The organism is Paraburkholderia sp. GAS33 (assembly GCF_050436645.1).
GTDB lineage: Bacteria > Pseudomonadota > Gammaproteobacteria > Burkholderiales > Burkholderiaceae > Paraburkholderia > Paraburkholderia phenazinium_B.
In genome coordinates, this window is sequence record NZ_JBNDMP010000004.1 from 99,709 (window position 1) to 122,570 (window position 22,862).

The 22,862-nt window shown below is 62.3% G+C and carries 24 protein-coding genes; 8 read left to right on the plus strand and 16 right to left on the minus strand.

Features of this window, described 5'->3' with window-relative positions:
* Nucleotides 1-45: 45 nt before the first annotated feature.
* The 6 genes from P3T24_RS14100 to P3T24_RS14125 form a co-directional block, all read right to left on the minus strand.
* Complete coding sequence (locus P3T24_RS14100; RefSeq protein WP_074264852.1) at nt 46-1,431, minus strand: replicative DNA helicase; 1,386 nt, start codon at nt 1,429-1,431, stop codon at nt 46-48.
* 193 nt (nt 1,432-1,624) lie between these two features.
* Nucleotides 1,625-2,077, minus strand: a complete 453-nt coding sequence (rplI, locus tag P3T24_RS14105; protein ID WP_429435446.1) for a 50S ribosomal protein L9 — start codon at nt 2,075-2,077, stop codon at nt 1,625-1,627.
* Nucleotides 2,078-2,104: 27 nt separating this feature from the next.
* Nucleotides 2,105-2,380: a 30S ribosomal protein S18 gene (gene rpsR / locus P3T24_RS14110; RefSeq protein WP_074264854.1), complete on the minus strand. Its 276-nt coding sequence runs from the start codon at nt 2,378-2,380 to the stop codon at nt 2,105-2,107.
* Between the two features lie 2 nt (nt 2,381-2,382).
* Nucleotides 2,383-2,682, minus strand: a complete 300-nt coding sequence (priB, locus tag P3T24_RS14115; protein WP_074264855.1) for a primosomal replication protein N — start codon at nt 2,680-2,682, stop codon at nt 2,383-2,385.
* Nucleotides 2,683-2,734: 52 nt separating this feature from the next.
* Nucleotides 2,735-3,112, minus strand: coding sequence for a 30S ribosomal protein S6 (gene rpsF / locus P3T24_RS14120; RefSeq protein WP_074264856.1), 378 nt, complete (start codon nt 3,110-3,112; stop codon nt 2,735-2,737).
* Nucleotides 3,113-3,312: 200 nt separating this feature from the next.
* Complete coding sequence (locus P3T24_RS14125) at nt 3,313-4,224, minus strand: LysR family transcriptional regulator (RefSeq protein WP_074264857.1); 912 nt, start codon at nt 4,222-4,224, stop codon at nt 3,313-3,315.
* Nucleotides 4,225-4,390: 166 nt separating this feature from the next.
* On the opposite strand from P3T24_RS14125, the gene gcl reads away from it, so the two are divergent.
* The 3 genes from gcl to P3T24_RS14140 all read left to right on the plus strand — a co-directional run bounded on the left by gcl (nt 4,391) and on the right by P3T24_RS14140 (nt 8,045).
* On the plus strand, nt 4,391-6,166 hold the full coding sequence (gene gcl, locus P3T24_RS14130) for a glyoxylate carboligase (RefSeq protein WP_429407313.1): 1,776 nt from the start codon (nt 4,391-4,393) through the stop codon (nt 6,164-6,166).
* Nucleotides 6,167-6,270: 104 nt separating this feature from the next.
* Nucleotides 6,271-7,080: a 2-oxo-tetronate isomerase gene (gene otnI / locus P3T24_RS14135; protein WP_074266095.1), complete on the plus strand. Its 810-nt coding sequence runs from the start codon at nt 6,271-6,273 to the stop codon at nt 7,078-7,080.
* Nucleotides 7,081-7,136: 56 nt separating this feature from the next.
* Nucleotides 7,137-8,045 carry a 2-hydroxy-3-oxopropionate reductase gene (locus tag P3T24_RS14140; protein ID WP_429435449.1) on the plus strand — a complete coding sequence of 303 codons (909 nt, stop codon included), beginning with the start codon at nt 7,137-7,139 and terminating at the stop codon, nt 8,043-8,045.
* A 437-nt stretch (nt 8,046-8,482) separates the two neighbouring features.
* Here P3T24_RS14140 and P3T24_RS14145 read toward each other — a convergent pair whose 3' ends face one another.
* From P3T24_RS14145 to P3T24_RS14170, 6 genes are all read right to left on the minus strand, one after another.
* The gene (locus tag P3T24_RS14145) at nt 8,483-9,619 is read right to left on the minus strand and encodes an asparaginase (RefSeq protein ID WP_429435452.1); all 1,137 of its coding nucleotides are present in this window, start codon (nt 9,617-9,619) and stop codon (nt 8,483-8,485) included.
* A complete protein-coding gene (locus tag P3T24_RS14150; protein ID WP_074264860.1) occupies nt 9,619-10,545 on the minus strand; it encodes a CysB family HTH-type transcriptional regulator in 927 nt (308 codons plus the stop codon). The genes P3T24_RS14145 and P3T24_RS14150 overlap by 1 nt, the downstream gene beginning before the upstream one ends.
* Nucleotides 10,546-10,605: 60 nt before the next feature.
* Nucleotides 10,606-11,664, minus strand: coding sequence for a sulfate/molybdate ABC transporter ATP-binding protein (locus P3T24_RS14155; protein WP_074264861.1), 1,059 nt, complete (start codon nt 11,662-11,664; stop codon nt 10,606-10,608).
* Nucleotides 11,665-11,690: 26 nt separating this feature from the next.
* A complete protein-coding gene (gene cysW / locus P3T24_RS14160; RefSeq protein WP_429435455.1) occupies nt 11,691-12,659 on the minus strand; it encodes a sulfate ABC transporter permease subunit CysW in 969 nt (322 codons plus the stop codon).
* Entirely contained in the window at nt 12,656-13,564 is a 909-nt protein-coding gene (gene cysT, locus P3T24_RS14165; protein WP_429435457.1) for a sulfate ABC transporter permease subunit CysT, read from the minus strand. Before cysT ends, cysW begins: the two co-directional genes overlap by 4 nt.
* A 118-nt stretch (nt 13,565-13,682) precedes the next feature.
* The gene (locus tag P3T24_RS14170) at nt 13,683-14,723 is read right to left on the minus strand and encodes a sulfate ABC transporter substrate-binding protein (RefSeq protein ID WP_429435459.1); all 1,041 of its coding nucleotides are present in this window, start codon (nt 14,721-14,723) and stop codon (nt 13,683-13,685) included.
* 330 nt (nt 14,724-15,053) lie between these two features.
* Here P3T24_RS14170 and lexA point away from each other — a divergent pair, with 330 nt between their 5' ends.
* The 3 genes from lexA to P3T24_RS14185 all read left to right on the plus strand — a co-directional run bounded on the left by lexA (nt 15,054) and on the right by P3T24_RS14185 (nt 16,918).
* The gene (gene lexA, locus P3T24_RS14175) at nt 15,054-15,707 is read left to right on the plus strand and encodes a transcriptional repressor LexA (RefSeq protein ID WP_074264865.1); all 654 of its coding nucleotides are present in this window, start codon (nt 15,054-15,056) and stop codon (nt 15,705-15,707) included.
* 30 nt (nt 15,708-15,737) lie between these two features.
* Entirely contained in the window at nt 15,738-16,082 is a 345-nt protein-coding gene (locus tag P3T24_RS14180) for a hypothetical protein (RefSeq protein WP_074264866.1), read from the plus strand.
* Between the two features lie 182 nt (nt 16,083-16,264).
* Complete coding sequence (locus P3T24_RS14185; protein ID WP_074264867.1) at nt 16,265-16,918, plus strand: DUF2939 domain-containing protein; 654 nt, start codon at nt 16,265-16,267, stop codon at nt 16,916-16,918.
* 126 nt (nt 16,919-17,044) lie between these two features.
* Here the strand turns inward: P3T24_RS14185 and P3T24_RS14190 are convergent, their stop codons facing one another.
* Nucleotides 17,045-17,536 (minus strand): universal stress protein, encoded by a 492-nt coding sequence (locus P3T24_RS14190; protein ID WP_074264868.1) that lies wholly within the window; start codon nt 17,534-17,536, stop codon nt 17,045-17,047.
* Nucleotides 17,537-17,748: 212 nt separating this feature from the next.
* Here P3T24_RS14190 and nodI point away from each other — a divergent pair, with 212 nt between their 5' ends.
* On the plus strand, nt 17,749-18,711 hold the full coding sequence (gene nodI / locus P3T24_RS14195) for a nodulation factor ABC transporter ATP-binding protein NodI (RefSeq protein WP_429435461.1): 963 nt from the start codon (nt 17,749-17,751) through the stop codon (nt 18,709-18,711).
* A gap of 87 nt (nt 18,712-18,798) precedes the next feature.
* Nucleotides 18,799-19,626: an ABC transporter permease gene (locus P3T24_RS14200; protein ID WP_429435464.1), complete on the plus strand. Its 828-nt coding sequence runs from the start codon at nt 18,799-18,801 to the stop codon at nt 19,624-19,626.
* An 18-nt stretch (nt 19,627-19,644) separates the two neighbouring features.
* Here P3T24_RS14200 and P3T24_RS14205 read toward each other — a convergent pair whose 3' ends face one another.
* The 3 genes from P3T24_RS14205 to mnmH form a co-directional block, all read right to left on the minus strand.
* A complete protein-coding gene (locus P3T24_RS14205) occupies nt 19,645-20,067 on the minus strand; it encodes a hypothetical protein (protein ID WP_074264871.1) in 423 nt (140 codons plus the stop codon).
* Between the two features lie 249 nt (nt 20,068-20,316).
* The gene (locus P3T24_RS14210) at nt 20,317-21,375 is read right to left on the minus strand and encodes a permease (RefSeq protein WP_429435466.1); all 1,059 of its coding nucleotides are present in this window, start codon (nt 21,373-21,375) and stop codon (nt 20,317-20,319) included.
* A gap of 64 nt (nt 21,376-21,439) precedes the next feature.
* Nucleotides 21,440-22,681, minus strand: coding sequence for a tRNA 2-selenouridine(34) synthase MnmH (mnmH, locus tag P3T24_RS14215; protein WP_429435469.1), 1,242 nt, complete (start codon nt 22,679-22,681; stop codon nt 21,440-21,442).
* Nucleotides 22,682-22,862 lie beyond the last annotated feature (181 nt).

Sequence of the window (22,862 nt, forward strand, 5' to 3'; positions counted from 1 at the left end):
CGCACTCTCGAAAATGCCGCTACAGCCGCCCCGGCAGGTTGCTCCTTACTCCGCGTAGAAGTTTTGCGCGCCGGCAAAATTATCGAACTTCGTGTATTGACCATGAAACGTGAGGCGAACAGGACCGATCGGGCCGTTACGCTGTTTGCCGATGATGATTTCCGCCGTGCCCTTGTCCGGACTATCCGGGTTGTAAACCTCGTCGCGGTAGATGAACAAGATGACGTCGGCATCCTGCTCGATAGCGCCCGATTCGCGCAAATCCGACATGATTGGACGCTTGTTCGGACGCTGTTCCAAGCCCCGGTTCAACTGCGACAGGGCAATTACCGGCACATCGAGCTCTTTGGCCAGGCTCTTCAGTGAGCGCGAAATTTCCGAAATTTCGGTGGCGCGGTTTTCACCGGACGACGAGCCGCTCATCAGCTGCAAATAGTCGATGATGATCAGACCCAGCTTGCCGCACTGCCGCGACAGCCGGCGCGCGCGCGAGCGCAGTTCCATCGGGTTCAGACCGCCGGTTTCGTCGATGAAGATTTGCGCTTCGCTCATCTTCTGCACCGCGTGCGTCAGCTTCGGCCAATCCTCGTCGGTGAGACGGCCCGTACGCATGCGATGCTGATCGAGCCGGCCAACCGAGCCGAGCATACGCATGGTGAGTTGGGTGCCCGGCATTTCCATCGAGAACACCGCCACCGGCAAGCCGTACTCCACTGCCACGTACTCGCCCACATTCATCGAGAACGCTGTTTTACCCATCGATGGCCGCCCCGCGACGATGATCAACTCGCCGCCGTGCATACCCGAGGTCATCCGGTCGAGGTCGACGAAACCCGTCGGCGTGCCTGTCACATCGCTCGGATTGGCGGTGTGATACAGCGTGTCGATCCGCTCGACCACCTGCGTGAGCAGAGGCCCGATTTCCAGGAAGCCCTGCGTGCCGCGCGCGCCGTCTTCGGCGATCGAAAACACCTTCGATTCAGCCTCATCCAGCAGTTGGCGGACTTCTTTGCCCTGCGGATTGAACGCGTCTGCGGAGATTTCGTCCGCGACCGATACCAGCCGGCGCAGCACCGCGCGATCGCGCACGATTTCCGCATAACGCCGGATATTCGCCGCGCTCGGCGTGTTCTGCGCCAGCGCATTGAGATACGCAAGGCCGCCCACCTCCTCCGCCTTGCCCGAGGTGCCCAGCGCTTCATAAACCGTGATCACGTCGGCCGGACGCGTCGCCGCGATCAGCTTGCCGATGTGTTCGAAGATGATGCGGTGGTCATACCGGTAGAAGTCGCTCTGCGATAGAAAATCGGCGATGCGGTCCCATGCGGCGTTGTCGAGCAGCAGGCCACCCAGCACCGATTGCTCGGCCTCAATCGAATGCGGCGGGACTTTTAGCGACTCGATCTGGGGATCTTTGGACGGTGCGTTCATGGGATGGAATTATCGGGGTAAATGAGCGCGAAGGGAAAGCTAAAACATATGCCTTTCCAGGCCAAAACCTGCCAACAAAAAAGGCAGGGGCCGGTCACCCGGCCCCTGCCTTTCACCGGTGAGACTACCCGGCAAATATTGCTTCGATGCTTACGCGGTCAGCTTAGACGCGGTCGGCTTAGACGCGGTCGGCTTAGACGTGTTCGCCCAGCACCGACACCGTCACATCGATGAGAACGTCGGTGTGCAGCGAGATTTGCACTGCGTGGTCGCCGACCAGCTTCAGCGGGCCTTCCGGCAGACGCACTTGCGCCTTTTCCACTGCGAAGCCTTGCTTGACCAAGGCTTCAGCGATGTCAGCGTTCGTCACGGAACCGAACAGGCGGCCGTCGACGCCAGCCTTCTGAGCGATCTGAACCGTCGAGCCTGCCAGCTTTTCGCCTTGAGCTTGAGCAGCTGCCAGCTTTTCAGCCGCAACCTTTTCCAGTTCTGCGCGGCGGACTTCGAATTCAGCGATTGCATCCTTCGTTGCGCGGCGTGCGTGCTTGTTCGGGATCAGGAAGTTACGTGCGTAACCGTCCTTCACCTTGACGATGTCGCCCAGGTTGCCCAGGTTGACGACTTTTTCCAGAAGAATAACTTGCATTCCGATGCTCCTTGTCGCGTCGTCGGGTTAGGCCTTGTGCTGGTCGGTGTACGGCACGAGCGCGAGGAAACGCGCGCGCTTGATTGCCGTATCCAGCTGGCGTTGATAGTGCGACTTCGTACCCGTGAGACGCGCCGGCGTGATCTTGCCGTTTTCGCCGATGAAGTCCTTCAGCGTTTCGATGTCTTTGTAGTCGATCTGATCGACACCAGCTGCCGTGAAACGGCAGAACTTCTTGCGCTTGAAGAGCGGATTTTGTTGCTGACGACGCTTGTCGAATTTCTTACCAGTCGGGCGGGGCATGTTCAGTCCTTTCCAATGTCCTGCAATGCTGTGATGTGAAATACCAGGGTTCTGGCGTTGCGGCTTTTCTTCGCCAGGAAGCCGGTGAAGAGCGTTTCGACGCCCATCGCACAGCTTTCCAGCTTGCCGCTCGCCTCACCGGCCGCCACCGCTGGCATCGTCAGTTCAACTTGCCGGGCGATGCCGGCTTCGACGACTTCAGTGCGGTGTTGCAACGTGCAGCTTGCGATCGGAACGCCGGCGGGGGTGTACCGCACCGGTTCGCGTTCAACGACGCTGGCCGTAAGTTGCAGCCGATTCATATACCTTTTGGCGAGAGCGAGGCTTTTGCCTGGTAGCTTAAATTAGTGTGTCTTAAGCCTGCGCTTCCGACGGCTGCGTAGTAGCAGCTGCCTTCTTGGCTTCTTCGCGCTGCACTTCCTTCATCATCGGCGACGGGCCGGTTTCGGCCTTCTTCATCTTGACGATCAGGTGACGCAGAACGGCGTCGTTGAACTTGAATGCGTGTTCCAGCTCGTCGAGCGTGGCTTGATCGCATTCGATGTTCATGCAGACGTAGTGAGCCTTCGCGAGTTTCTCGATCATGTAGGCCAGTTGGCGACGGCCCCAATCTTCGATGCGGTGGACCTGGCCACCGTGCGAGGTGATCGTGGTCTTGTAGCGCTCGATCATGGCGGGCACTTGCTCGCTCTGATCGGGGTGCACAATAAAGACGATTTCATAATGACGCATACACACTCCTGTGGACTTGTGGATTAGAGCCACCCGGGCGTCTGAACCGGTGTGGCAAGTGAGAAGCCGAAGATTGTAGCCCGAATGGGGACGGGTTGCAAGATATCCCGTTAATTTGCCGCGCGATTCGGGTGTGTTTTCAAGGGTTTAGGGGCATCCGGGGCTCTGGGGCCGCCTGACGGTATGCGCTGCGCGCCCGCTCAGGCCTCGCCGCTCCAATATCCAGGCCGGGCATAGACCTCTTTCAGATAGTCGATGAAGTAGCGCACCTTGGCCGGCACGTAGCGCTGCTGCGGGTACACAGCGAGGATGTCGTAGTCGGGCAGCGCGAATTCATCCAGCACCGTTTCCAGTTCACCGCGTACGAGCTGCTGCTGGATTTCCCACGTCGAGCGCCAGCCGAGGCCCAGCCCTTCCGAGACCCAGCGGTGCAGCAACTCGCCGTCATTGCAATCGAGCGTGCCGCCCACCCGCACTGTCGCCAGCTTGCCGTTGCGCCGGAAGTACCAGCCGCGGTTCTGGCCCCCTTGCAGATTGAAGGCAAGGCAGTTGTGCTGCGGCAGGTCTTCGAGCGTCTTCGGCCTGCCGTGCTTGCGGAAATATTCGGGCGTTCCGCAGACCACACGGCGGTTCGAGGCCAGCTTCACGGCGACGAAATTGGGATCGACCGCGCCGCCGATCCGGATCGACAGGTCATAGCCTTCGCGCACCAGGTCCACCACCCGGTCGGTCAGATTGAATGAAAGCTGCAGTTCCGGCTTGTCCGCAAGAAACGGCGGCGCGAGCGGCGCGACATGTTTGCGGCCAAACGCTGCCGGCGCCGATACGATCAGGTGCCCGCTTACCGCCCGGCGGCCCGCCGCGAGCTCGTTTTCCGCCTGATCCCATTCCGCCAGCAGACCGCGGCAGCGCTCGAGAAACGCCGCGCCGTCTTCGCTGACCACGAGACGCCGCGTCGACCGGTACATCAGCTTCACACCGAGGCGCTTTTCCAGCGCGTCGATGCGCCGTCCGAGAATCACCGGCGACACGCCCTCCTCCAGTGCCGCGGCAGCCAGACTGCCCGCGTCGGCCACCCGCACGAAGGTTTCGATCTGCTTGAAGCGGTCCATTTTTGTCTCCTTTCCTGCCGGGCTGCCGGTTCTCGCCGGTCACCGCCATTCCATACTTTTTGTTTCGAAATAAGCGACCCGGACTGATCTTATCAAACCTTTGGGTGAGGCCTACAGTCTGTCTCAACCCCCTCGATCCGCATTCAAAGACATTCAGGAGACATTCATGGCCAAGATGAGAGCCGTCGACGCAGCGGTACTGGTGCTCGAAAAAGAAGGCATCGACACCGCCTTCGGTGTGCCCGGCGCCGCTATCAACCCGTTCTACTCGGCCATGCGCAAGGCAGGCAACATCAGCCACGTGCTGGCGCGTCACGTCGAAGGTGCATCGCACATGGCCGAAGGCTATACGCGTGCTCAACCGGGCAACATCGGCGTGTGTATCGGCACGTCAGGCCCCGCCGGCACCGACATGATCACCGGTTTGTACTCCGCTCAGGCTGACTCGATTCCTATTCTGGCTATCACGGGTCAGGCGCCCCGCGCGCGTCTGTACAAGGAAGATTTCCAGGCCGTCGATATCGAATCGATCGCCAAGCCCGTCACCAAATGGGCCGTGACGGTGCGCGAGCCGGCGCTGGTGCCGCGCGCATTCCAGCAGGCCTTCCATCTGATGCGCTCGGGCCGTCCGGGTCCGGTGCTGATCGACCTGCCGATCGACGTGCAACTCGCCGAAATCGAATTCGATATCGACACGTATGAACCGCTGCCGGTCTACAAGCCGAAGGCGAGCCGCAAGCAGATCGAAGCGGCCCTCACGCTGCTCAACGACGCCGAAAAGCCGCTGATTGTCTCCGGTGGTGGCGTGCTCAATGCCGCTGCGGAAGACCTGCTCGTGGAGTTCGCTGAGACCGTGGGCGTGCCGGTGATTCCGACGCTGATGTCATGGGGCGCGATTCCCGACGACCACCCGCTGATGGCCGGCATGGTCGGCCTGCAGACCTCGCACCGCTACGGCAACGCGACGATGCTCGCCTCCGACTTCGTGCTCGGCATCGGCAATCGCTGGGCGAACCGCCACACGGGCAGCGTCGAGGTCTATACGAAGGGCCGGAAGTTCGTGCACGTGGACATCGAGCCGACGCAGATCGGCCGGGTGTTCGGGCCGGACCTCGGCATCGTGTCGGACGCGAAAGCCGCGCTCGAACTGTTTGTCGAAGTGGCGAAGGAATGGAAAGCCGCCGGCAAGCTGAAAGACCGCAGCGCATGGGTTGCAGACTGCCAGCAACGCAAGCGCACGCTGCAACGCAAGACGCACTTCGACAATGTACCGATCAAGCCGCAACGCGTGTACGAAGAGATGAACCAGGTGTTCGGCCGCGATACCTGCTACGTGAGCACGATCGGCTTGTCGCAGATTGCCGGCGCGCAGTTTCTGCATGTCTACAAGGCACGTAACTGGATCAACTGCGGCCAGGCCGGCCCGCTCGGCTGGACGATTCCGGCAGCGCTCGGTGTACGCGCCGCGGACCCGCAACGTCCGATCGTCGCGCTCTCCGGTGATTACGACTTCCAGTTCATGATCGAAGAGCTCGCCGTTGGCGCGCAATTCAAGCTGCCGTACGTGCATGTGGTGGTGAACAACTCGTACCTCGGGCTGATCCGCCAGGCACAGCGCGCCTTCGATATGGATTTCTGCGTGCAGCTCGCGTTCGACAACATCAACGCGCCGGAAGTGAACGGCTACGGCGTCGATCACGTCGCAGTGGCCGAAGGACTCGGTTGCAAGGCGATCCGCGTGTTCAAGCCCGAAGAGCTGAAGCCTGCCCTGCAAAAAGCACAATCGATGCTCTCCGAGTTCAACGTACCGGTGATCGTCGAAGTGATTCTCGAGCGTGTGACGAACATCTCGATGGGCACCGAAATCGACGCCATCAACGAGTTCGAAGAACTGGCCATCAAGCGCGAAGATGCGCCGAGCGCCATCAGCATGCTCGATTAAATCTGCCTCGTTTCACCTGCCCGGTCCGGCGGTTCAGCGTGCGATTCGCGCTCGACCGCCAGATCGAAGCAGCTTCATTGACCGACCAGCGAGACCCCAGCACCATGCCAAAATTTGCAGCCAATCTCACCATGCTGTTCAACGAAGTCCCGTTCCTCGACCGCTTCGTAGCGGCAGCGGACGCGGGCTTCAACGCCGTCGAGTTCCTGTTCCCCTATCCGTACAAAGTGGCCGAACTGGCCGAACGTCTGCAGCAGAACCGTCTGAAGCTCGTTCTTCACAACCTGCCCGCCGGCAACTGGGAAGCCGGCGAGCGCGGCATTGCCTGCCTGCCGGATCGTATTGGCGAGTTCCAGGAAGGCGTGGGCCGCGCCATTGAATACGCGAAGGCGCTCAAAGTACCGCAACTGAACTGCCTCGTCGGCATTCCAGGCCCGGGCGTCGATGCCGGCCGCGCTCACGCGACGATGGTCGACAACCTCCGCTTCGCAGCCACGGCGTTGAAGAAAGAAGGCATCAAGCTGCTGGTCGAACCGTGCAATTCGTACGATATCCCAGGCTTTGCATTGAACCGCTCGTCCGAAGGACTCGACGTGATTCGCGCCGTCGGTTCGGACAACCTGTTCCTGCAATACGACATCTATCACATGCAACGGATGGAGGGCGAACTCGCCGCCACCATCAAGAAGAACCTGGCGTCGATCGCGCATATCCAGCTCGCCGACAATCCGGGCCGCAACGAACCGGGCACGGGTGAAATCAACTACCCGTTCCTGTTCGATCTGCTCGATTCGCTCGGCTATGACGGCTACATCGGCTGCGAATACAAGCCGCGCACGACGACCACCGAAGGTCTGGACTGGGTGCAGCGCGTGGCCGGCCAGGCACGCGGCGCGGCGCATGTCGCTGCCTGATCGAACAGATCGCCCTCCTCAACACTTCGCCCCCAACCCACTGGAGACATAGACACATGGCAAAGATTGGATTTATCGGCCTCGGCATCATGGGCGCGCACATGGCGCGCAACCTTCTCAAGGGCGGCCACTCGCTGTTCGTGAACGGCGCGTATCCGGTGCCGGAAGACCTGAGCAAGACGACCACCGTAGTGGCTAATTCGACGGCCGTTGCACAGGCTGCCGACATCGTCATCATCATGGTGCCGGACACACCGGACGTCGCCAATGTGCTGTTCGCCGACGACGGCGTCGCCAACGGCCTCACGAAAGGCAAGCTCGTGATCGACATGAGCTCGATCTCCCCGCTCGACACGCAAGCCTTCGCGAAGAAGATCAACGCGCTCGGCGTGGATTATCTCGACGCGCCGGTTTCGGGCGGCGAAGTCGGCGCACGTGAAGCGTCGCTGACGATCATGGTCGGTGGTCCGGAAAAGGCCTTTGCACTCGCCAAGCCGCTGTTCGAACTGATGGGCAAGAACATCTCGCTGATCGGCGATAACGGAGCGGGTCAGACCTGCAAGGTCGCGAACCAGATCATCGTCGCGCTGAACATCGAAGCGGTTGCAGAAGCGCTGCTGTTCGCTGCGCGTTCGGGCGCCGATCCGGAGCGCGTGCGCAAGGCACTGATGGGTGGCTTCGCGTCGTCGCGGATTCTCGAAGTGCACGGCGAACGGATGACGAAACGTACCTTCGATCCGGGCTTCCGCATCGAACTGCATCAGAAGGATCTGAACCTCGCGCTCGACGGCGCACGCAAGCTGGGCATCGCCCTGCCTCATACCGCCAGCGCACAGCAACTGTTCAGCGTGTGTGCAGCGAACGGCGGCAAGGCATGGGATCACTCGGCGATGGTGCGCGCCCTCGAAATCATGGCGAACTTCGAAGTGGCTCAGGCACCGGGCAAGGAAGCGAAAGCGGCTTGATGCGATTGCCGGGATACGCGGATACGCTGCTGAAACGCCTCTGGTTTTTCATCTCTGTGGCGTGACCACCAGTTTGGAGGCGCTCAGCGGCAGCAACATGGGTTGACGTGCGTGGGTTCCACGACATTCACATCAACCGGCAAGTGGGGCGTCCGGTGCGATGCGCGGCACGCGTAGCGCACCGGACAAATCGTGCCGCTCTGGGCTGAGAGCGGCAAGTGGGGTCCGCAGCGGCACCCGTCGACGGCGGGGAAGCCTTGGTCGGTCAGACGTCGTCGTCGGGTGTCCGGCTGTCGGATAGTGCACACTGATACAACGCAAAACAACGCGGCGATACCGGCAATCAGCCCTTATCGCCGCCTTTTCTTTTTTGCACGGACGTTTCAAAGCGCGCTCGAAACTCAACCCGTATCGCGCACGCTTCGCAGGTCGCCGCCTCAGTACGTGTCGAAGATCTTCTGCAGCGCCACCGGTCCGGTGCCACCCGCCGCGAGCGCCAGCATCAGCAGCACGCGCGCCTTGTACGGATTGAGCGAGCCCGCTGTGACGAAGCCAAGCGCATCGTCGGAGGCCGCGCCGTTGCGCATCACATGGCCCGAGCCGACCCGCGACGAGCGCACCACCACCACGCCCTGGCTCACCGCATCGGCAAGCGCCTGTTGCACCGACGCGTGAATCGAACCGTTGCCGGTGCCGGCTACCACAATTCCGCGCACGCCCGCAGCTACCAGAGCATCGACGCCGATCCGCGATGCGCCCGCATAACTCACGACAATCTCCACATTCGGCCACTTCGTGCCGATCACGAATTCCGTATCGACGGTGTGCGGACGCACGACCTTGCGCTGGAATTCCACGCGTCCGTCCTGCACCCAGCCAAGCGCGCCCACTTCCGGAGACTGGAACGCGTCCACTGCGTAGGTGCTGGTCTTGACCACATCGCGCGCGCTGTGAATGCGGTTGTTGAATGCCACCAGCACGCCCTGCCCGTGCGCGGCCGGGCTCGCCGCTACAGTGACGGCGTTGAGCAGGTTCAGAGGACCATCGGCGGAGAGCGCCGAAGAAGGCCGCATCGCCGCGGTCAGCACGACCGGTTTGGTGCTTTTGACGGTCAGATGCAACAGGTACGCGGTTTCTTCTAACGTATCGGTGCCATGCGTAATCACGACGCCGTCGATGTCATCGCTTGCCAGCAGCGCATTCACGCGTTGCGCGAGGGTCGCCCACAGCGCAAGCGCCATGTCTTTGCTGTCTATGCTGGCGACCTGCTCGGGCTGAATCTGCGCGACGCCCGAGAGCGCCGGAACCGCTTCGAGCAGGCGGTCGACGCCGACCACGCCGGCCTGATAGCCGGAGGTGTTGGCGGCATCGGCGGCAGAACCGGCAATCGTGCCGCCCGTCGCCAGTACGGCAATGCGCGGCAGCGCGTGCGCGGCTTCGGAAGCGGCGGCCTGGGAGCCGCTGGCCGGCGAAGCGGCGGCGGCAGAGCCGGCGCCCTGCGCGCCGGATGAGGAAGGAGTCGAAGTATTCATGGCGGCGATTGTAAGCGATGCGCCGCGACAGCACGCCAGCATCAATCCACTGCGCGCAACTGCGCAGCGATCTCGGCTTCCTTCAGCTGCGGCGCGAACATTTCCAGCAGACGATACGCATAAGCGCGCAGGAACGCGCCCTTGCGCAAGCCGACACGGGTCGTGCTCGCCTCGAACAGATGCTGCGTATCGAGCGCGACCAGTTCGGTATCGCGCTTCGGGTCGTATGCCATCGCCGCGACCACGCCAATGCCCATACCGAGTTCGACGTAGGTCTTGATCACGTCCGCATCGATCGCGGTCAGCACGACGTCGGGCAGCGCACCTGCCTTCGCGAACGCCTGGTCGATATGCGAGCGGCCCGTGAAATCCTGGTCGTACGTGACGATCGGAAACTCGGCAATCTCGTCGAGCGTCAGATTTTCACGCCCGACCAACGGATGCCCCTTCGGCACGACCACCACGTGATGCCACGAATAGCACGGGAACGTCACGATGTCCGGGAAACGGTCAAGCGCTTCGGTCGAAATCCCGATGTCCGCTTCGCCGTTGATGATCATCTGCGCAATCTGTTGCGGGCTGCCCTGGCGCAGCGCCAGATGCACCTTCGGGAACACTTCGGTGAACTGGCGAATCACCTTGGGCAGCGCGTAGCGCGCCTGCGTGTGGGTCGTAGCGACGACAAGGTGGCCACTATCCTGATCCGCATACTGTCGCGCCACACGGCGCAGGTTTTCCGCGTCGAGCAGCATCCGTTCGATGAGCTGATGCACGGCCTTGCCCGGCTCCGTGAGGCCCGTCAGGCGCTTGCCACGGCGAATGAAAATATCGACGCCGAGTTCGTCCTCGAGGTCCTTGATCTGTTTCGACACGCCCGACTGCGACGTGTACAGCACGTTCGCGACTTCCGTCAGGTTCATGTTCTGCCGCACGGCCTCGCGCACAAAGCGCAGTTGCTGAAAGTTCATCTGTGTGTCTCCGGTTCAGCCAGAGTTAAGTTATAGAGTAGTAGCCAGGCAAGCGCACGTTCAATGCGCTGGAAACACGCGCAACGCGCGCGGCACCGCCGTCACGCCGTCGCCGATATTCAGTTGCAGCGCGCGCCAGGCTTCGCGATCCAGTTCCGCTTCGAGCACACTGCCCTCACGACCGGCCAGTTCGACCCGCACTGAACCACCCAGCGTCACGACGCGACGCACATCCACGACAATCCCATCGCGATGACCCAACGCCTGCGGATAAAGCTGCAGGTCATGCGGACGCACATAGGCGAACGCCGGACCTTCGAAGCCTGCGGCAGCGGCTACCGGCAACGCGGCGCCGTCCACCACAAAACCGTTGCTGTCGACCTTGCCGTGCAGACGGTTGGCCGCGCCGAGAAACTCGTAAACAAACGAAGTCTGCGGATGATCGTACACGTCTTGCGGGCTGCCCACCTGCTCGACGTGACCGCGATTCAGCACGACGATGCGGTCCGCCACTTCGAGCGCCTCTTCCTGGTCGTGCGTGACGAAGATCGTGGAGATATGCAGATCGTCGTGCAGACGCCGCAGCCAGCTACGCAGTTCCTTGCGGACTTTCGCATCAAGCGCGCCGAAAGGTTCGTCGAGCAACAACACCTTCGGCTCGACCGCCAATGCGCGCGCCAGTGCGATGCGTTGACGCTGCCCGCCCGACAGTTCCGACGGATAGCGTTGCGCGAGCCAGTCCAGTTGCACGAGCTTGAGCAGTTCATGCACTTTCTCGCGGATCACCGCTTCCGACGGCCGTTCCTTGCGCGGTTTCACGCGCAGACCAAAGGCGACGTTTTCGAACACCGTCATGTGACGGAACAGCGCGTAATGCTGGAACACGAAGCCGACCTGGCGCTCACGGGCGCCCACCGTCGCGACGTCCTGTCCTTGTAGCACAACCTGACCCGAGTCCGCATATTCGAGGCCCGCAATCACGCGCAGCAACGTGGTCTTGCCACAACCCGACGGCCCGAGCAGCGCAACCAGTTCGCCTGGCGGAAAGTCGAGCGAGACGTTATCGAGCGCGGTGAAATCGCCAAAGCGCTTTTGCAGATTACGAACGGTGATGCCCATTGACTACTCCCATGCAACTCTATTGCTTACTGGATCGGCTGTTGCTTCGGCGCAAGTGCCGCGGACGACTGCGAAACGGTTGGACCGGCGTGCGCGGGAACATCGCGCGAGTCCGCCAGTTCTGCCGACAGATGCCGCTCGGCGAGCAGCTTGAGACCCAGCGTGACGAGCGCCAGTAGGGCCAGTAACGAGGCCACGGCAAACGCCGCCGAGAAGTTGTATTCGTTGTAAAGAATTTCGACGTGCAGAGGAATCGTGTCGGTCTGCCCACGAATATGGCCCGACACCACCGAGACGGCGCCGAACTCGCCCATCGCCCGCGCGTTACACAGAATCACGCCGTACAGCAGACCCCATTTGACGTTCGGCAAGGTGACGCGCCGAAAAGTCTGCCAGCCGGATGCGCCCAGCACGTGGGCCGCTTCCTCTTCGTCGTTGCCTTGCGCCTGCATCAACGGAATCAGCTCGCGCGCGACAAACGGAAAGGTGACGAAGATCGTCGCGAGCACAATGCCTGGCACCGCGAAGATAATCTGCACGTCGTGATCCTGCAGCCACGGGCCGAACCAGCCCTGCGCGCCGAACAGCAAAACGTAGACGAGCCCTGAGACAACCGGTGAAACGGAAAATGGCAGGTCGATCAGCGTCGTCAGCAACGCCTTGCCCTTGAATTCGAACTTCGCGATACACCACGACGCCGCCAATCCGAACACCAGATTCAACGGGACCGCGATCGCGGCGGTCAACAATGTCAGCTTGATTGCAGAGATCGCGTCGGGGTCGGCGAGCGCTGCGAAGTAAAAGCCAACGCCCTTGCTCAATGCCTGATAAAAGACCGCGACGAGCGGGACCACCAGAAATAGCGTGAGAAACAGCAACGCGATGCCCGTCAGAAGCCAGCGCACGAGACGCGGCTCGCTCACCGGATCGTTACGGCGCAAAGCGTTCAGGCCAGTACTCGACGCCGGCTGCAACGCAGCAGAATCGTGACTCATCGGACACCTCCTGTCACGCCTGCCGCACCGATAGCAGCGCCCGGGACAGGCAGCGCCGGCGCCGCTGAACCACGACGTGTACGACGCTGCAGATACCACTGCAGCGTATTGATCAGCAGCAGCATCAGGAACGACACGACCAGCATCACGACCGCAAGAGCCGTTGCCCCAGCGTAGTCGTATTGTTCGAGCTTGGTGATGATCAGCAGCGATGTGATTTCCGACTTCATCGGCACATTACCGGCAATGAAAATCACCGAGCCGTATTCGCCGAGCGCCCGCGCAAAGGCCAGCGCGAAGCCGGTCAACAACGCCGGCATCACCGCAGGCAGCACGACGCGGCGAAACGTCAGCCAGCGCGACGCGCCGAGGCACGCGGCGGCTTCTTCCTGCTCACGCTCGAATTCTTCGAGCACCGGTTGCACGGTGCGCACCACGAACGGCAGACCGATGAAAGTCAATGCGACCAGCACGCCCAAAGGCGTAAAGGCGACCTTGATCCCGAGCGGTTCGAGAAACTGGCCTATCCAGCCATTACCGGAGTAAACCGCCGCGAGCGAAATCCCGGCCACCGAGGTCGGCAGCGCAAACGGCAGATCGACGACGGCGTCAACCAGACGCTTGAACGGAAATGAATAGCGCACCAGCACCCACGCCACCAGAAAACCAAATACCGCATTGACGAGCGCGCCGCCGAGCGCCGCAAAAAAGGTCAACCGGTACGACGCCAGCACGCGCGGCGAAGCGACCGCGTGCACGAACTGCGTCCAGTCCAGCGAGGCGGTCTTGAGAAAGGTCGCCGCAAGCGGAATCAGCACCACGAGGCTCAGATACGCCACTGTGATGCCGAGCGTCAGGCCGAAGCCCGGTAAGGCGCTTGGCTTGCGGAAGGTCAACGTTGTCATGCTCGATGCTCTTTCAGGGTGAAAACCGGGTCGCGCGGCTGGACCAGGCTGAATGGCCAAACGGCGCGCCCCTTGAGGCGCGCCGGACGACAGCCTGACTGCCTTACCTCGTTACGCCTCACTGCGGCGAGTAGATCGAATCGAACACGCCACCGTCTGCGAAGTGCGTTTTCTGCGCATTCGTCCAGCCGCCGAACGTGTCATCCACGGTGTACAGCTTCAGCTTCGGAAACTTCGCGGTCAGCGCGGCCGGCACCTTGTCCGAACGCGGACGGTAGAAGTTCTCCGCGGCAATCTCCTGCCCCTGCTCGCCGTAAAGGAAGTTCAGATACGCCTCAGCCAGCTTGCGCGTGCCGTGCTTGTCCACCACCTTGTCGACTACCGAGACAGGCGGCTCAGCCAGAATGCTCACCGACGGCACCACGATCTCGAACTTGTCCGGACCAAACTCCTTGAGCGACAGAAACGCTTCGTTTTCCCAGGCAATCAGCACATCGCCGATACCGCGCTGCACGAAGCTCGTCGTCGCTCCACGTGCGCCCGAATCGAGCACGCCCGCGTTCTTGTACAGCTTCGTAACGAATTCCTTAGCCTTCTGATCATTGCCGCCCGGTTGATGCTCGGCATACGCCCACGCCGCCAGATAGTTCCAGCGTGCGCCGCCCGAGGTTTTCGGGTTCGGCGTGACGATCGACACGCCCGGCTTCACCAGGTCGTCCCAATCCTTGATGTGTTTGGGGTTGCCCTTGCGCACCAGAAATACGATCGTCGAGGTGTACGGCGCGGCGTTGTCCGGCAGACGCTTCTGCCAGTTCTTGTCGACGATGCCCTTGCTGGCAAGCGCATCGATGTCATAAGCGAGCGCGAGCGTCACGACGTCCGCCTGCAGCCCGTCAAGAACCGAGCGCGCCTGCGCGCCTGAGCCGCCATGCGACTGCTTGAAGGTGATGGTGTCGCCCGTCTGCGCTTTCCACTGTTTGCCGAACGCCTCGTTGATCTGCTGGTACAACTCGCGCGTGGGGTCGTACGACACATTCAGCAGCGTCGTGTCCGCCGCCTGTGTCTGTCCGGCCAGCCCAAGTGCCGCTGCGGCGCCAAGCGCCAGCACCGTGATGAGCTTCCTGGTCCTGCGTGCGAGCCCCGTGCCCTGATCGATCATCCAGCTTCTCCGCGTGGTGGTGAGGCGAGGCAACGTGCCCCTTCCTGTCTGTTGTGTTTGGTGTTTGAGGTCTTGCGCGCGTCTTGCCTGCGTCGACTCGAGGCCCAGTCTATCGAAGGGCTTTCATCATTAAAAATAATGTTTCTTCATTTTTTAATACTCAAAAGTGGTAATGACAGCCGGACGCGGCGTTGCGGCACGAAATCCGGTGTTAGGACGCCGTCTGACGGCGTTCCACTGACACCCAGGGTCGAGAACTTAAAGTAAAGCTTGAATTGCGCCGGATACTGTATAAAAATACAGTCACCTGTCTATCCATACAGTGACCCCATGACCAAACTCACCGCACGACAGCAAGAAGTTTTCGATCTGATCCGCCGGGCCATCGAACGCACCGGTTTTCCGCCCACCCGCGCGGAGATCGCCGCCGAGCTGGGCTTCAGCTCGGCTAACTCGGCGGAAGAGCACTTGCGGGCGCTTGCTCGCAAGGGGGTCATCGAGCTCGCCGCGGGCGCTTCGCGCGGCATCCGGCTACTGCTGGCCAGTCAGGACGACGGGCCGCATCAGTTCACGCTGCCGCACGCCAGCATCATGCAGTTGTCGCTGCCGCTGGTCGGCCGGGTGGCCGCGGGTAGCCCGATCCTTGCGCAGGAACACGTCTCGCAGCATTACGCCTGCGACCCGGCGCTCTTTTCCAGCAAGCCGGACTACCTGCTGAAGGTGCGCGGGTTGTCCATGCGGGACGCCGGCATTTTCGACGGCGACCTGCTCGCGGTACAGAAGAAAAGCGAAGCCAAAGACGGCCAGATCATCGTCGCGCGGTTGGGCGACGACGTGACGGTCAAGCGTCTCAAGCGCCGGCCGAATGGCATCGAGCTGATCGCCGAGAACCCCGATTACGAAAATATCTTTGTTCAGGCCGGCAGTGCGGAATTCGCACTGGAAGGCATCGCAGTGGGGCTGATCCGCCCCACTGAGTTCTGAACCTTGCCTGAACAACGACTGGAGAGAATCATGGAACGCCTTGCCCGCCTGCTGCCCTTCCGCCAGTTCGGTCGCCTGCGCCATTTGCGCAATCTCGTACCGTGCGCGCCGATCGAGGCGTCCAGTGTTACTGCTTCGCTGTTCGACGACCCGCAGCCGCATGCTTCGACCTTGCCGTCGGCGCTGCCGGCCTTCGCACGGGTGTCGCTAAATTCAGGGCTCAATACGGCGGAGCCAGCCCGGCGCGCGCCGGTGCGGGTGTACCACGGGCCGTCGCGTCTGATCATGGTCGGCACGGTGGACGCCGTGTGCCGCATGATCGACCGCTGCATCGCCGAAGAAACGGCCGGCGTGCAGAACGCGATGTTCGAGTAAGCATCCGGAAGAAAGCCCAGAGGTGGGTGAACCGGCCGTCAGGCAGTTCGCACGCCCGGTAAAGATCATTACGTGAGGTTGCGCGCGGTTGGCTCAGGGATAATCGTGCATCGGTCGTATGGGGATCGTTTTCCCGCGGATGCGGTCCACGTTAGATCACACCTCACGGAGAAGCTCGCCCGATGGCTGTTTCAACACCTGCAAAACGCGGCGTCGCGCGGCCGCTGATCGTCACAGTGCTTGTCATTGTGGTCGTGGCTGTACTCGGGTACGGCTATGCGTCGCCGTATCTCGCACTCGATCGTCTGAAACGCGCCGCCGATGAACGTGACGCGCAAACCGTCAGCGAATATGTCGACTATCCCGCGTTGCGCGAAAGCCTGAAGGATCAGATTGCTGGTCTGCTGACGAGAAAGATCCAGGCGCGTGCCAACGGCAATCCGCTCGCGGCCCTCGGCGCGATGATAGGCGTCGCACTCATTGGCCCGCTGGTCGATGCTTACGCAACCCCAGATGGCGTCGCCGCACTCCTGAACGGAATGCCGCCGCGCGGCGATCCGACCCAACGGCCACCGGTACCGCCCGATGCGCCGGCGAACGCGCCAGCCAATGCGCCTGCCGGCAGCGCAGACTCGACGCCGACGGCGCCCGCTCCCGCGACGGCTGGCTCACCGACAACCCCGCCGCAACCGCCGCAGACAACGGCCGCCTATCGTGGCATCAATGAATTCGTCGTCACGTATCAGCACGGTGTCGGCGATACGCGCTATGCCGCGATTCTGCGGCGCGAAGGATTGTTCTCATGGAAGCTGGCCGCGGTAGATCTGAACGGCTAGCGCTCGCCGTGCGGCGAAGCAATGCGCCTTCACCAGTCAGGCCGCCCGCTCCCGCGCAGCCTGACTGTACCCAAGGCACGACCCGACCCGCAAAGGCGCGCCTCTGCCACTCCACTCCGCTCTATCTCAGGCCGCAGTGGTAGCTGCAGCAGCCGGTGCAGCGGCCTGCTCCTGCTCTTGCGCCGACGAACACGCCACCAGAATGCTGCACGAGATGCGGTCGAGCAGCGGCGTATTGCCCGCGCCCATCCACCAGCGCGAGAGGCCGGTGCGGCAACGGTGACCGACCACCACGAGATCCACATGCAGCTCGTTGGCGAGATTGGCGATTTCGTCTATGGGATGGCCGAACGCAAAATGACCTTGTGCGGTGACGCCCCGCTCCGTGAGCCATTCCACACCTTCCTGCAGGATGTCGCGAGCGGTTTTCTCGAAGCTGCCGCAGGCCACATCGGTCAAGAGACCGGCGCTTTGCGCAATGCTCGAGCGCATGTCGACAACCGACAGCAGATGTGTTTCCGCCTTCAGGTCCAGCGCCAGGTCGGCGCCGCAGCGCAGCGCCTTGCGGCCTTCGCGCGAGCCGTCGTAGCACAGCAGGATTTTCTTGTAGCTCGCCATGATGTTCTCCCTACCGCGTCGATCGCGGTCTCTGTCATGAATCATGGTGCGCCGCAATTCAGCTTGCAAGGGTTGGAAAACGCTAACTGGGTACTAACAGCACGCTAACAACACATCCGTTGTCCCCAGCCACCTCGCGCATCATGCCGCAGCGCAGGAACCCGCACCCGAGCAGTGCACGAGTGCCGACATGAAGCCGTCGATGCCCTAAAATGGGCAGCTTTACGGCCCTTCACATCTTTCGGAATCCACAACGACCCATGCCAGAAGCCGCCATCGAATTCGTACAGGTCCACAAGCGCTATGGTGGTAAGACTGTCGTTGACGGCCTGTCGTTCCATGTACAGCCCGGCGAGTGTTTCGGCCTGCTTGGCCCGAACGGCGCAGGCAAGACCACCACACTACGCATGCTGCTCGGCATCGCTGCGCCGGACGCAGGCACGATCCGCCTCGGTGGTGAACCGATTCCATCGCGCGCCAGATATGCCCGCGCGCGAGTCGGCGTAGTGCCGCAGTTCGACAACCTCGATCCGGATTTCACCGTGCGCGAAAACCTGCTGGTGTTCGGCCGCTACTTCGGTCTGAGCGCGGCGCAAACGCGCGCCATGGTGCCGTCGCTGCTCGAATTCGCGCGGCTCGAAAGCAAGGCAGATGCGCGGGTCGGAGAGCTGTCGGGCGGTATGAAGCGGCGCCTCACGCTGGCCCGCGCACTCGTCAACGACCCCGACGTGCTGATCATGGATGAACCGACCACCGGGCTCGATCCGCAAGCGCGCCATCTGATCTGGGAACGCTTGCGCTCGCTGCTCTCGCGCGGCAAAACCATTCTTCTGACCACGCATTTCATGGAAGAAGCCGAGCGGCTGTGCCATCGCCTGTGCGTGATCGAAGAAGGACGCAAGATTGCGGAAGGCGCGCCGAATGAACTGATCGCTTCGGAAATTGGCTGCGATGTGATCGAGATCTACGGACCGGACCCTGTCGCGTTGCGCGACGAACTGGCGCCGCTTGCCGAGCGTACGGAGATCAGCGGCGAGACGCTGTTCTGCTATGTCACCGACGCGGAGCCGGTACATGCCCGCCTCAGGCAGCGCGCGGATCTGCGCTATCTGCACCGGCCAGCCAATCTCGAAGATGTGTTTCTGCGGCTCACAGGCCGTGAAATGCAGGACTGAGCCATCAATGCACGGGCAAACAAAAACAGCCATTGCATCGACCCACGCATAGACACAAGCTTCGACTCAATCACTCACCGACCCGCCATGGACGCACGCACCTACGACACTCCCAGCCAGGCAGCGCCTGCGAGCGAGCCTTTCGCCGCCCTGCCCGCGAACGCGGTCAACTGGATCGCCGTATGGCGGCGCAATTATCTGGTGTGGCGCAAGCTTGCCATTGCGTCGATGTTCGGCAACCTCGCCGATCCGATGATCTATCTGTTCGGTCTCGGCTTCGGACTCGGCCTGATGGTCGGCCACGTCGACGGCGTGTCGTATATCGCGTTTCTCGCGGCCGGCACTGTTGCGTCGAGCGTGATGATGTCGGCGAGCTTCGAATCGATGTACTCGGGTTTTTCGCGCATGCACGTGCAGCGAACGTGGGAGGCGATCATGCACACGCCGCTCACGCTAGGCGATATCGTACTGGGCGAAGTGATGTGGGCCGGCAGCAAGTCGATGCTGTCCGGCGTGGCGATCATGCTGGTCGCCGGAGCGCTCGGCTATGCGAGCTTGCCGTCGATGTTGCTGGCATTGCCTGTCATCGCGCTCACCGGCCTCGCCTTCGCCAGCGTCGCGATGATCGTGACGGCGCTCGCACCGTCGTACGATTTCTTCATGTTCTATCAGACGCTGGCGCTCACGCCGATGCTGCTGCTCTCCGGCGTGTTCTTTCCGATCGCCCAGCTGCCGCCCGTCGCGCAATTCGTCACGCAGTTGCTGCCGCTCGCGCATGCGGTCGATCTGATCCGCCCTGCGATGCTTGGCCGGCCGCTCGACCACGTAGCGTTGCACGTCGCCGTACTGGCCGCCTACGTGGTGGTGCCGTTCTGTATCGCAGCCGTGCTGTTTCGTCGACGGATGATGCGCTAAGGCGCATCTCGCTCGCGCTCAGTCTTCGTCGTCGGTCCAGGGGATATCGACGTCGGAGATGAACGCGACCGTCGCGAACGGTCCGCCTTCCTGGCGGCCGATCTTGCCGTCCGCGCGCTGCCACTCGACGCGAAACAGCGTGCCCGGATCATCGGCAATCAGGCGAACCGTGCGCACTTCGTCGGGATCGGACTCTTCTACCGGGCCGTCGAACGACACCAGCAGTTCCTGGGGCCACAGGCCGTCGGCCGGATCGTAAATGCGATCGCCATCGGGAATCAGCGTGAAGGCGTCGACGCCGATCGTCGCCGAGGCGTCGACGATCATTTTGCCCAAGGCGCGCAACAGCGCCGTAGCGCGCGCCGAGTTCGCCTGGCGGATCGCGAGGTCCCCGCGCGTCAGCGCCTGTTCAAGCTTCGGATTTGTTTTTTGTTGGGCCATTCGATTTCCTGATTGCAATTGCTCGAGTGTATGCGGCGGGTCGCCTGCGCACCGGTGGCAAAGGTGCACGCCGCTTGTGCTTCGCTTATTGTTTTTTGGGCTGAAAATCGTACCACTAGTCGGCATCGCCATGACATCCAAGCCATCGCGCATTCGATCCCGGCACCTCCAGTTCCTCAGTTTAGGTCGTGATTCGACAACTGGCAGCGGGATTTGTCGGCCGCAATGGGGGCGAGCGCCCGCTCGCGCTCAGAATCCGAGCGCGACAGCCAGTCCACCCGCCAGCAAGCCAAACAGCACCACCGAAACGGCCACCACCGTTAGCAGACGCGGCCGGAACGAGCGTGCCAGCATCGCCAGCGAAGGCACGCTGATGGGCGGCAGGGTCATCAGCAGCGCACCTGCGGGGCCGACGCCCATGCCTAGCGAGAGCATCGCCTGAATGATCGGCACCTCGCCCGCGGTGGGGATCACGAACAGCATGCCGGCGACCGCCAGCGCGAGGATCCAGCCAAACTGGTTGCCGATCTCCGGGCCGACGTGCGGAAAGAGCCAGGCGCGCGCTGCACCGAGTAGCAGGATGAGGACGATATATTCGGGGATCAGGCGCGCGGCCATGCGGGCAAACAGGCTGAGCCAGCGCACGAAGGGATTGCCTCGCTGCTGCTCCTGCGATGCAGCAAGTTGCGCCAGTTGCCCGTCGGCCGCGGCGGCCTCTTGTGGCGTCACGAGCCGGTTCACCAGATAGCCGAGGCCGAACACCATCAGTACGCCCAGTACGAGACGCAGGGCCGCCCAGTTCCAGCCAAGCACGAAACCCATGAAGACAAGTGTGGCCGGATTGAGCACCGAATTGCCGAGCCAGAACGCGATGGCGCCGCCGGGCGAGGCCTGGCGTTGCCGCAAGCCGACCACCACCGGCGCCGCGCAGCAGGTGCACATCATGCCGGGGATGGCCAGCAGGCCGCCCGCCGCCACACTGCCGAAGCTGGTCTTGCCGAGCACGCGGGCGATCCATTGCACCGGCAAGAGCACCTGCACGGCCGAGCCGAGCACGAGGCCGAGCACCATTGCCTGCCAGATCGCCTTGCCGTAGGCGAGCGCGTAGCCGAGAGCCGCCGCCAGCGACGGCGCGGGCGGACTGGCGTCCGTACCCATCAGGATGGATTTGCCGATCGAATGCGTCTCCGCGGCCGTGAAGGCGCGGTGATAGTATGGAAACCACTTCACATAAAAGAGCCCGGCGACGGCGACCAGCAGAAAAATCAGCCATCCTGAGGCGGGTTGGGTTGAGCGTGTGGTGTTCATTGTTATCGTGTGTTTGGGTTTGAACCGGAAACTGGGCTACCTGGGTTTGAACTGGAAACTCGGGCTAGCCGGGCTTGATGGCCACAGGACGCGGCGTAGCGCCATTCGTCGAAGCGCTTGCTGACGATGCCGCAGACGTGGTAGAGACCGCGGCGGCGGCCTGGTCAAGCGCTTCAGCGCCCTGCTGCGTGCCCGCGAGCGCCTGTCCCTGCGTCGCGGCCAGTTTCGCCAGCAACGCCGTTGCCTGCCCGACGCTGTCGGCCGCGTTTGGCCTGAAGCTGAAGTGCAGCGCCTCGCCGAGGCGCTTGAAATGCTGCCGGCTGCTACGTTGATATGCAGGATCGTAGTGCCGTTCGATCAGTTCCCCGAACAGCTCGGCGCGTGTGGCTGCAATATCCGCACGGTCTACGCCTTCCATGGCAGGCGTGCTGCCCGCGTCGATCAAATGCTGCCAGTGCCTGACCTGCTCGCGACTATGCAAGCCAATCAGGCGTTCGAGCTGACGCTTGAACGATGCCGGGTCGTCGAACAGATGCGCATAGTCCTGCAGCAAAAACGTGATGCGGTCGTCATGGGTAGTATCGACTTCCACGCAGGCGCCGCGATGAAAGCGCTCGAACAGCGCTTGAGGCAACGTGATCGTGCCGATGCGCCGGCTTTCCGCTTCGACGAACACTGGCCGGCGCACGTCGAAGCCCGACAGCACGCCGATCAGCGCGGTATCGAAGCCCTTTTGCGCGGGCTGCGGCTGATCCGGCAACGCGCCGAGCAACGAGCCGCGATGACACGCAAGCGCTTCCAGATCGAGCACCTGCGCGCCGGCTGCGTGCAGCGCCTGCAACAGCCGCGTCTTGCCGCTACCGGTATGGCCGGTCAGGACGACGTACTCGAACTGCTCCGGCAAGCTCGCGAGCGCCGCGACCACCGAGCCGCGATACGCCTTGTAGCCACCATCGAGCTGTCGCGCCTGCCAGCCGATCAGGTTGAACCAGGTCGTCATCGAGCCGGAGCGCTTGCCGCCACGCCAGCAGTAGATCAGCGGGCGCCAGTTGCGCGGACGCTCGGCAAAGGTCGTCTCGAGATGCGCCGCGATATTGCGCGCGACCATTGCCGCGCCGACGCGAGTGGCCTCGAACGGCGAGACCTGCTTGTACATCGTGCCGACGATCACGCGCTCCTCGTTGCTCAGCACCGGCGCGTTGATCGCACCCGGGATGTGGTCTTCGGCAAACTCGAGCGGCGTGCGAACGTCCACGATCTCATCGAATCGCGCCAGTTGATCGAGCGGAACAAGCAGATTTTTCAATTGAACGACACGTGAAGAGAGGCCGAATTCGAATGAAATAGCCGGAATGACGGCAATCGGCAAGCCAGAATTATCGCATGGGGTGGATGGGCGGCGGCCGGGACGCCTTGAGCGCTGCAATCGGGCAATCTCGTCAAACGCCCCGGGCTTTGCCATTTCGGCAACGCAAGCTTCTAAAGAC

Coding starts and splice junctions, on each gene's coding strand:
- P3T24_RS14100 (WP_074264852.1), bottom strand. CDS start 1,431: ATGAACGCACCGTCCAAAGATCCCCAGATCGAGTCGCTAAAAGTCCCG.
- P3T24_RS14200 (WP_429435464.1), top strand. CDS start 18,799: ATGGACGCACGCACCTACGACACTCCCAGCCAGGCAGCGCCTGCGAGC.
- otnI (WP_074266095.1), top strand. CDS start 6,271: ATGCCAAAATTTGCAGCCAATCTCACCATGCTGTTCAACGAAGTCCCG.
- P3T24_RS14150 (WP_074264860.1), bottom strand. CDS start 10,545: ATGAACTTTCAGCAACTGCGCTTTGTGCGCGAGGCCGTGCGGCAGAAC.
- P3T24_RS14185 (WP_074264867.1), top strand. CDS start 16,265: ATGGCTGTTTCAACACCTGCAAAACGCGGCGTCGCGCGGCCGCTGATC.
- P3T24_RS14125 (WP_074264857.1), bottom strand. CDS start 4,224: ATGGACCGCTTCAAGCAGATCGAAACCTTCGTGCGGGTGGCCGACGCG.
- lexA (WP_074264865.1), top strand. CDS start 15,054: ATGACCAAACTCACCGCACGACAGCAAGAAGTTTTCGATCTGATCCGC.
- P3T24_RS14210 (WP_429435466.1), bottom strand. CDS start 21,375: ATGAACACCACACGCTCAACCCAACCCGCCTCAGGATGGCTGATTTTT.
- cysW (WP_429435455.1), bottom strand. CDS start 12,659: ATGAGTCACGATTCTGCTGCGTTGCAGCCGGCGTCGAGTACTGGCCTG.
- P3T24_RS14180 (WP_074264866.1), top strand. CDS start 15,738: ATGGAACGCCTTGCCCGCCTGCTGCCCTTCCGCCAGTTCGGTCGCCTG.
- P3T24_RS14205 (WP_074264871.1), bottom strand. CDS start 20,067: ATGGCCCAACAAAAAACAAATCCGAAGCTTGAACAGGCGCTGACGCGC.
- P3T24_RS14140 (WP_429435449.1), top strand. CDS start 7,137: ATGGCAAAGATTGGATTTATCGGCCTCGGCATCATGGGCGCGCACATG.
- priB (WP_074264855.1), bottom strand. CDS start 2,682: ATGAATCGGCTGCAACTTACGGCCAGCGTCGTTGAACGCGAACCGGTG.
- rpsF (WP_074264856.1), bottom strand. CDS start 3,112: ATGCGTCATTATGAAATCGTCTTTATTGTGCACCCCGATCAGAGCGAG.
- rplI (WP_429435446.1), bottom strand. CDS start 2,077: ATGCAAGTTATTCTTCTGGAAAAAGTCGTCAACCTGGGCAACCTGGGC.
- nodI (WP_429435461.1), top strand. CDS start 17,749: ATGGGCAGCTTTACGGCCCTTCACATCTTTCGGAATCCACAACGACCC.
- P3T24_RS14155 (WP_074264861.1), bottom strand. CDS start 11,664: ATGGGCATCACCGTTCGTAATCTGCAAAAGCGCTTTGGCGATTTCACC.
- P3T24_RS14190 (WP_074264868.1), bottom strand. CDS start 17,536: ATGGCGAGCTACAAGAAAATCCTGCTGTGCTACGACGGCTCGCGCGAA.
- rpsR (WP_074264854.1), bottom strand. CDS start 2,380: ATGCCCCGCCCGACTGGTAAGAAATTCGACAAGCGTCGTCAGCAACAA.
- gcl (WP_429407313.1), top strand. CDS start 4,391: ATGGCCAAGATGAGAGCCGTCGACGCAGCGGTACTGGTGCTCGAAAAA.
- cysT (WP_429435457.1), bottom strand. CDS start 13,564: ATGACAACGTTGACCTTCCGCAAGCCAAGCGCCTTACCGGGCTTCGGC.
- P3T24_RS14170 (WP_429435459.1), bottom strand. CDS start 14,723: ATGATCGATCAGGGCACGGGGCTCGCACGCAGGACCAGGAAGCTCATC.
- P3T24_RS14145 (WP_429435452.1), bottom strand. CDS start 9,619: ATGCTGGCGTGCTGTCGCGGCGCATCGCTTACAATCGCCGCCATGAAT.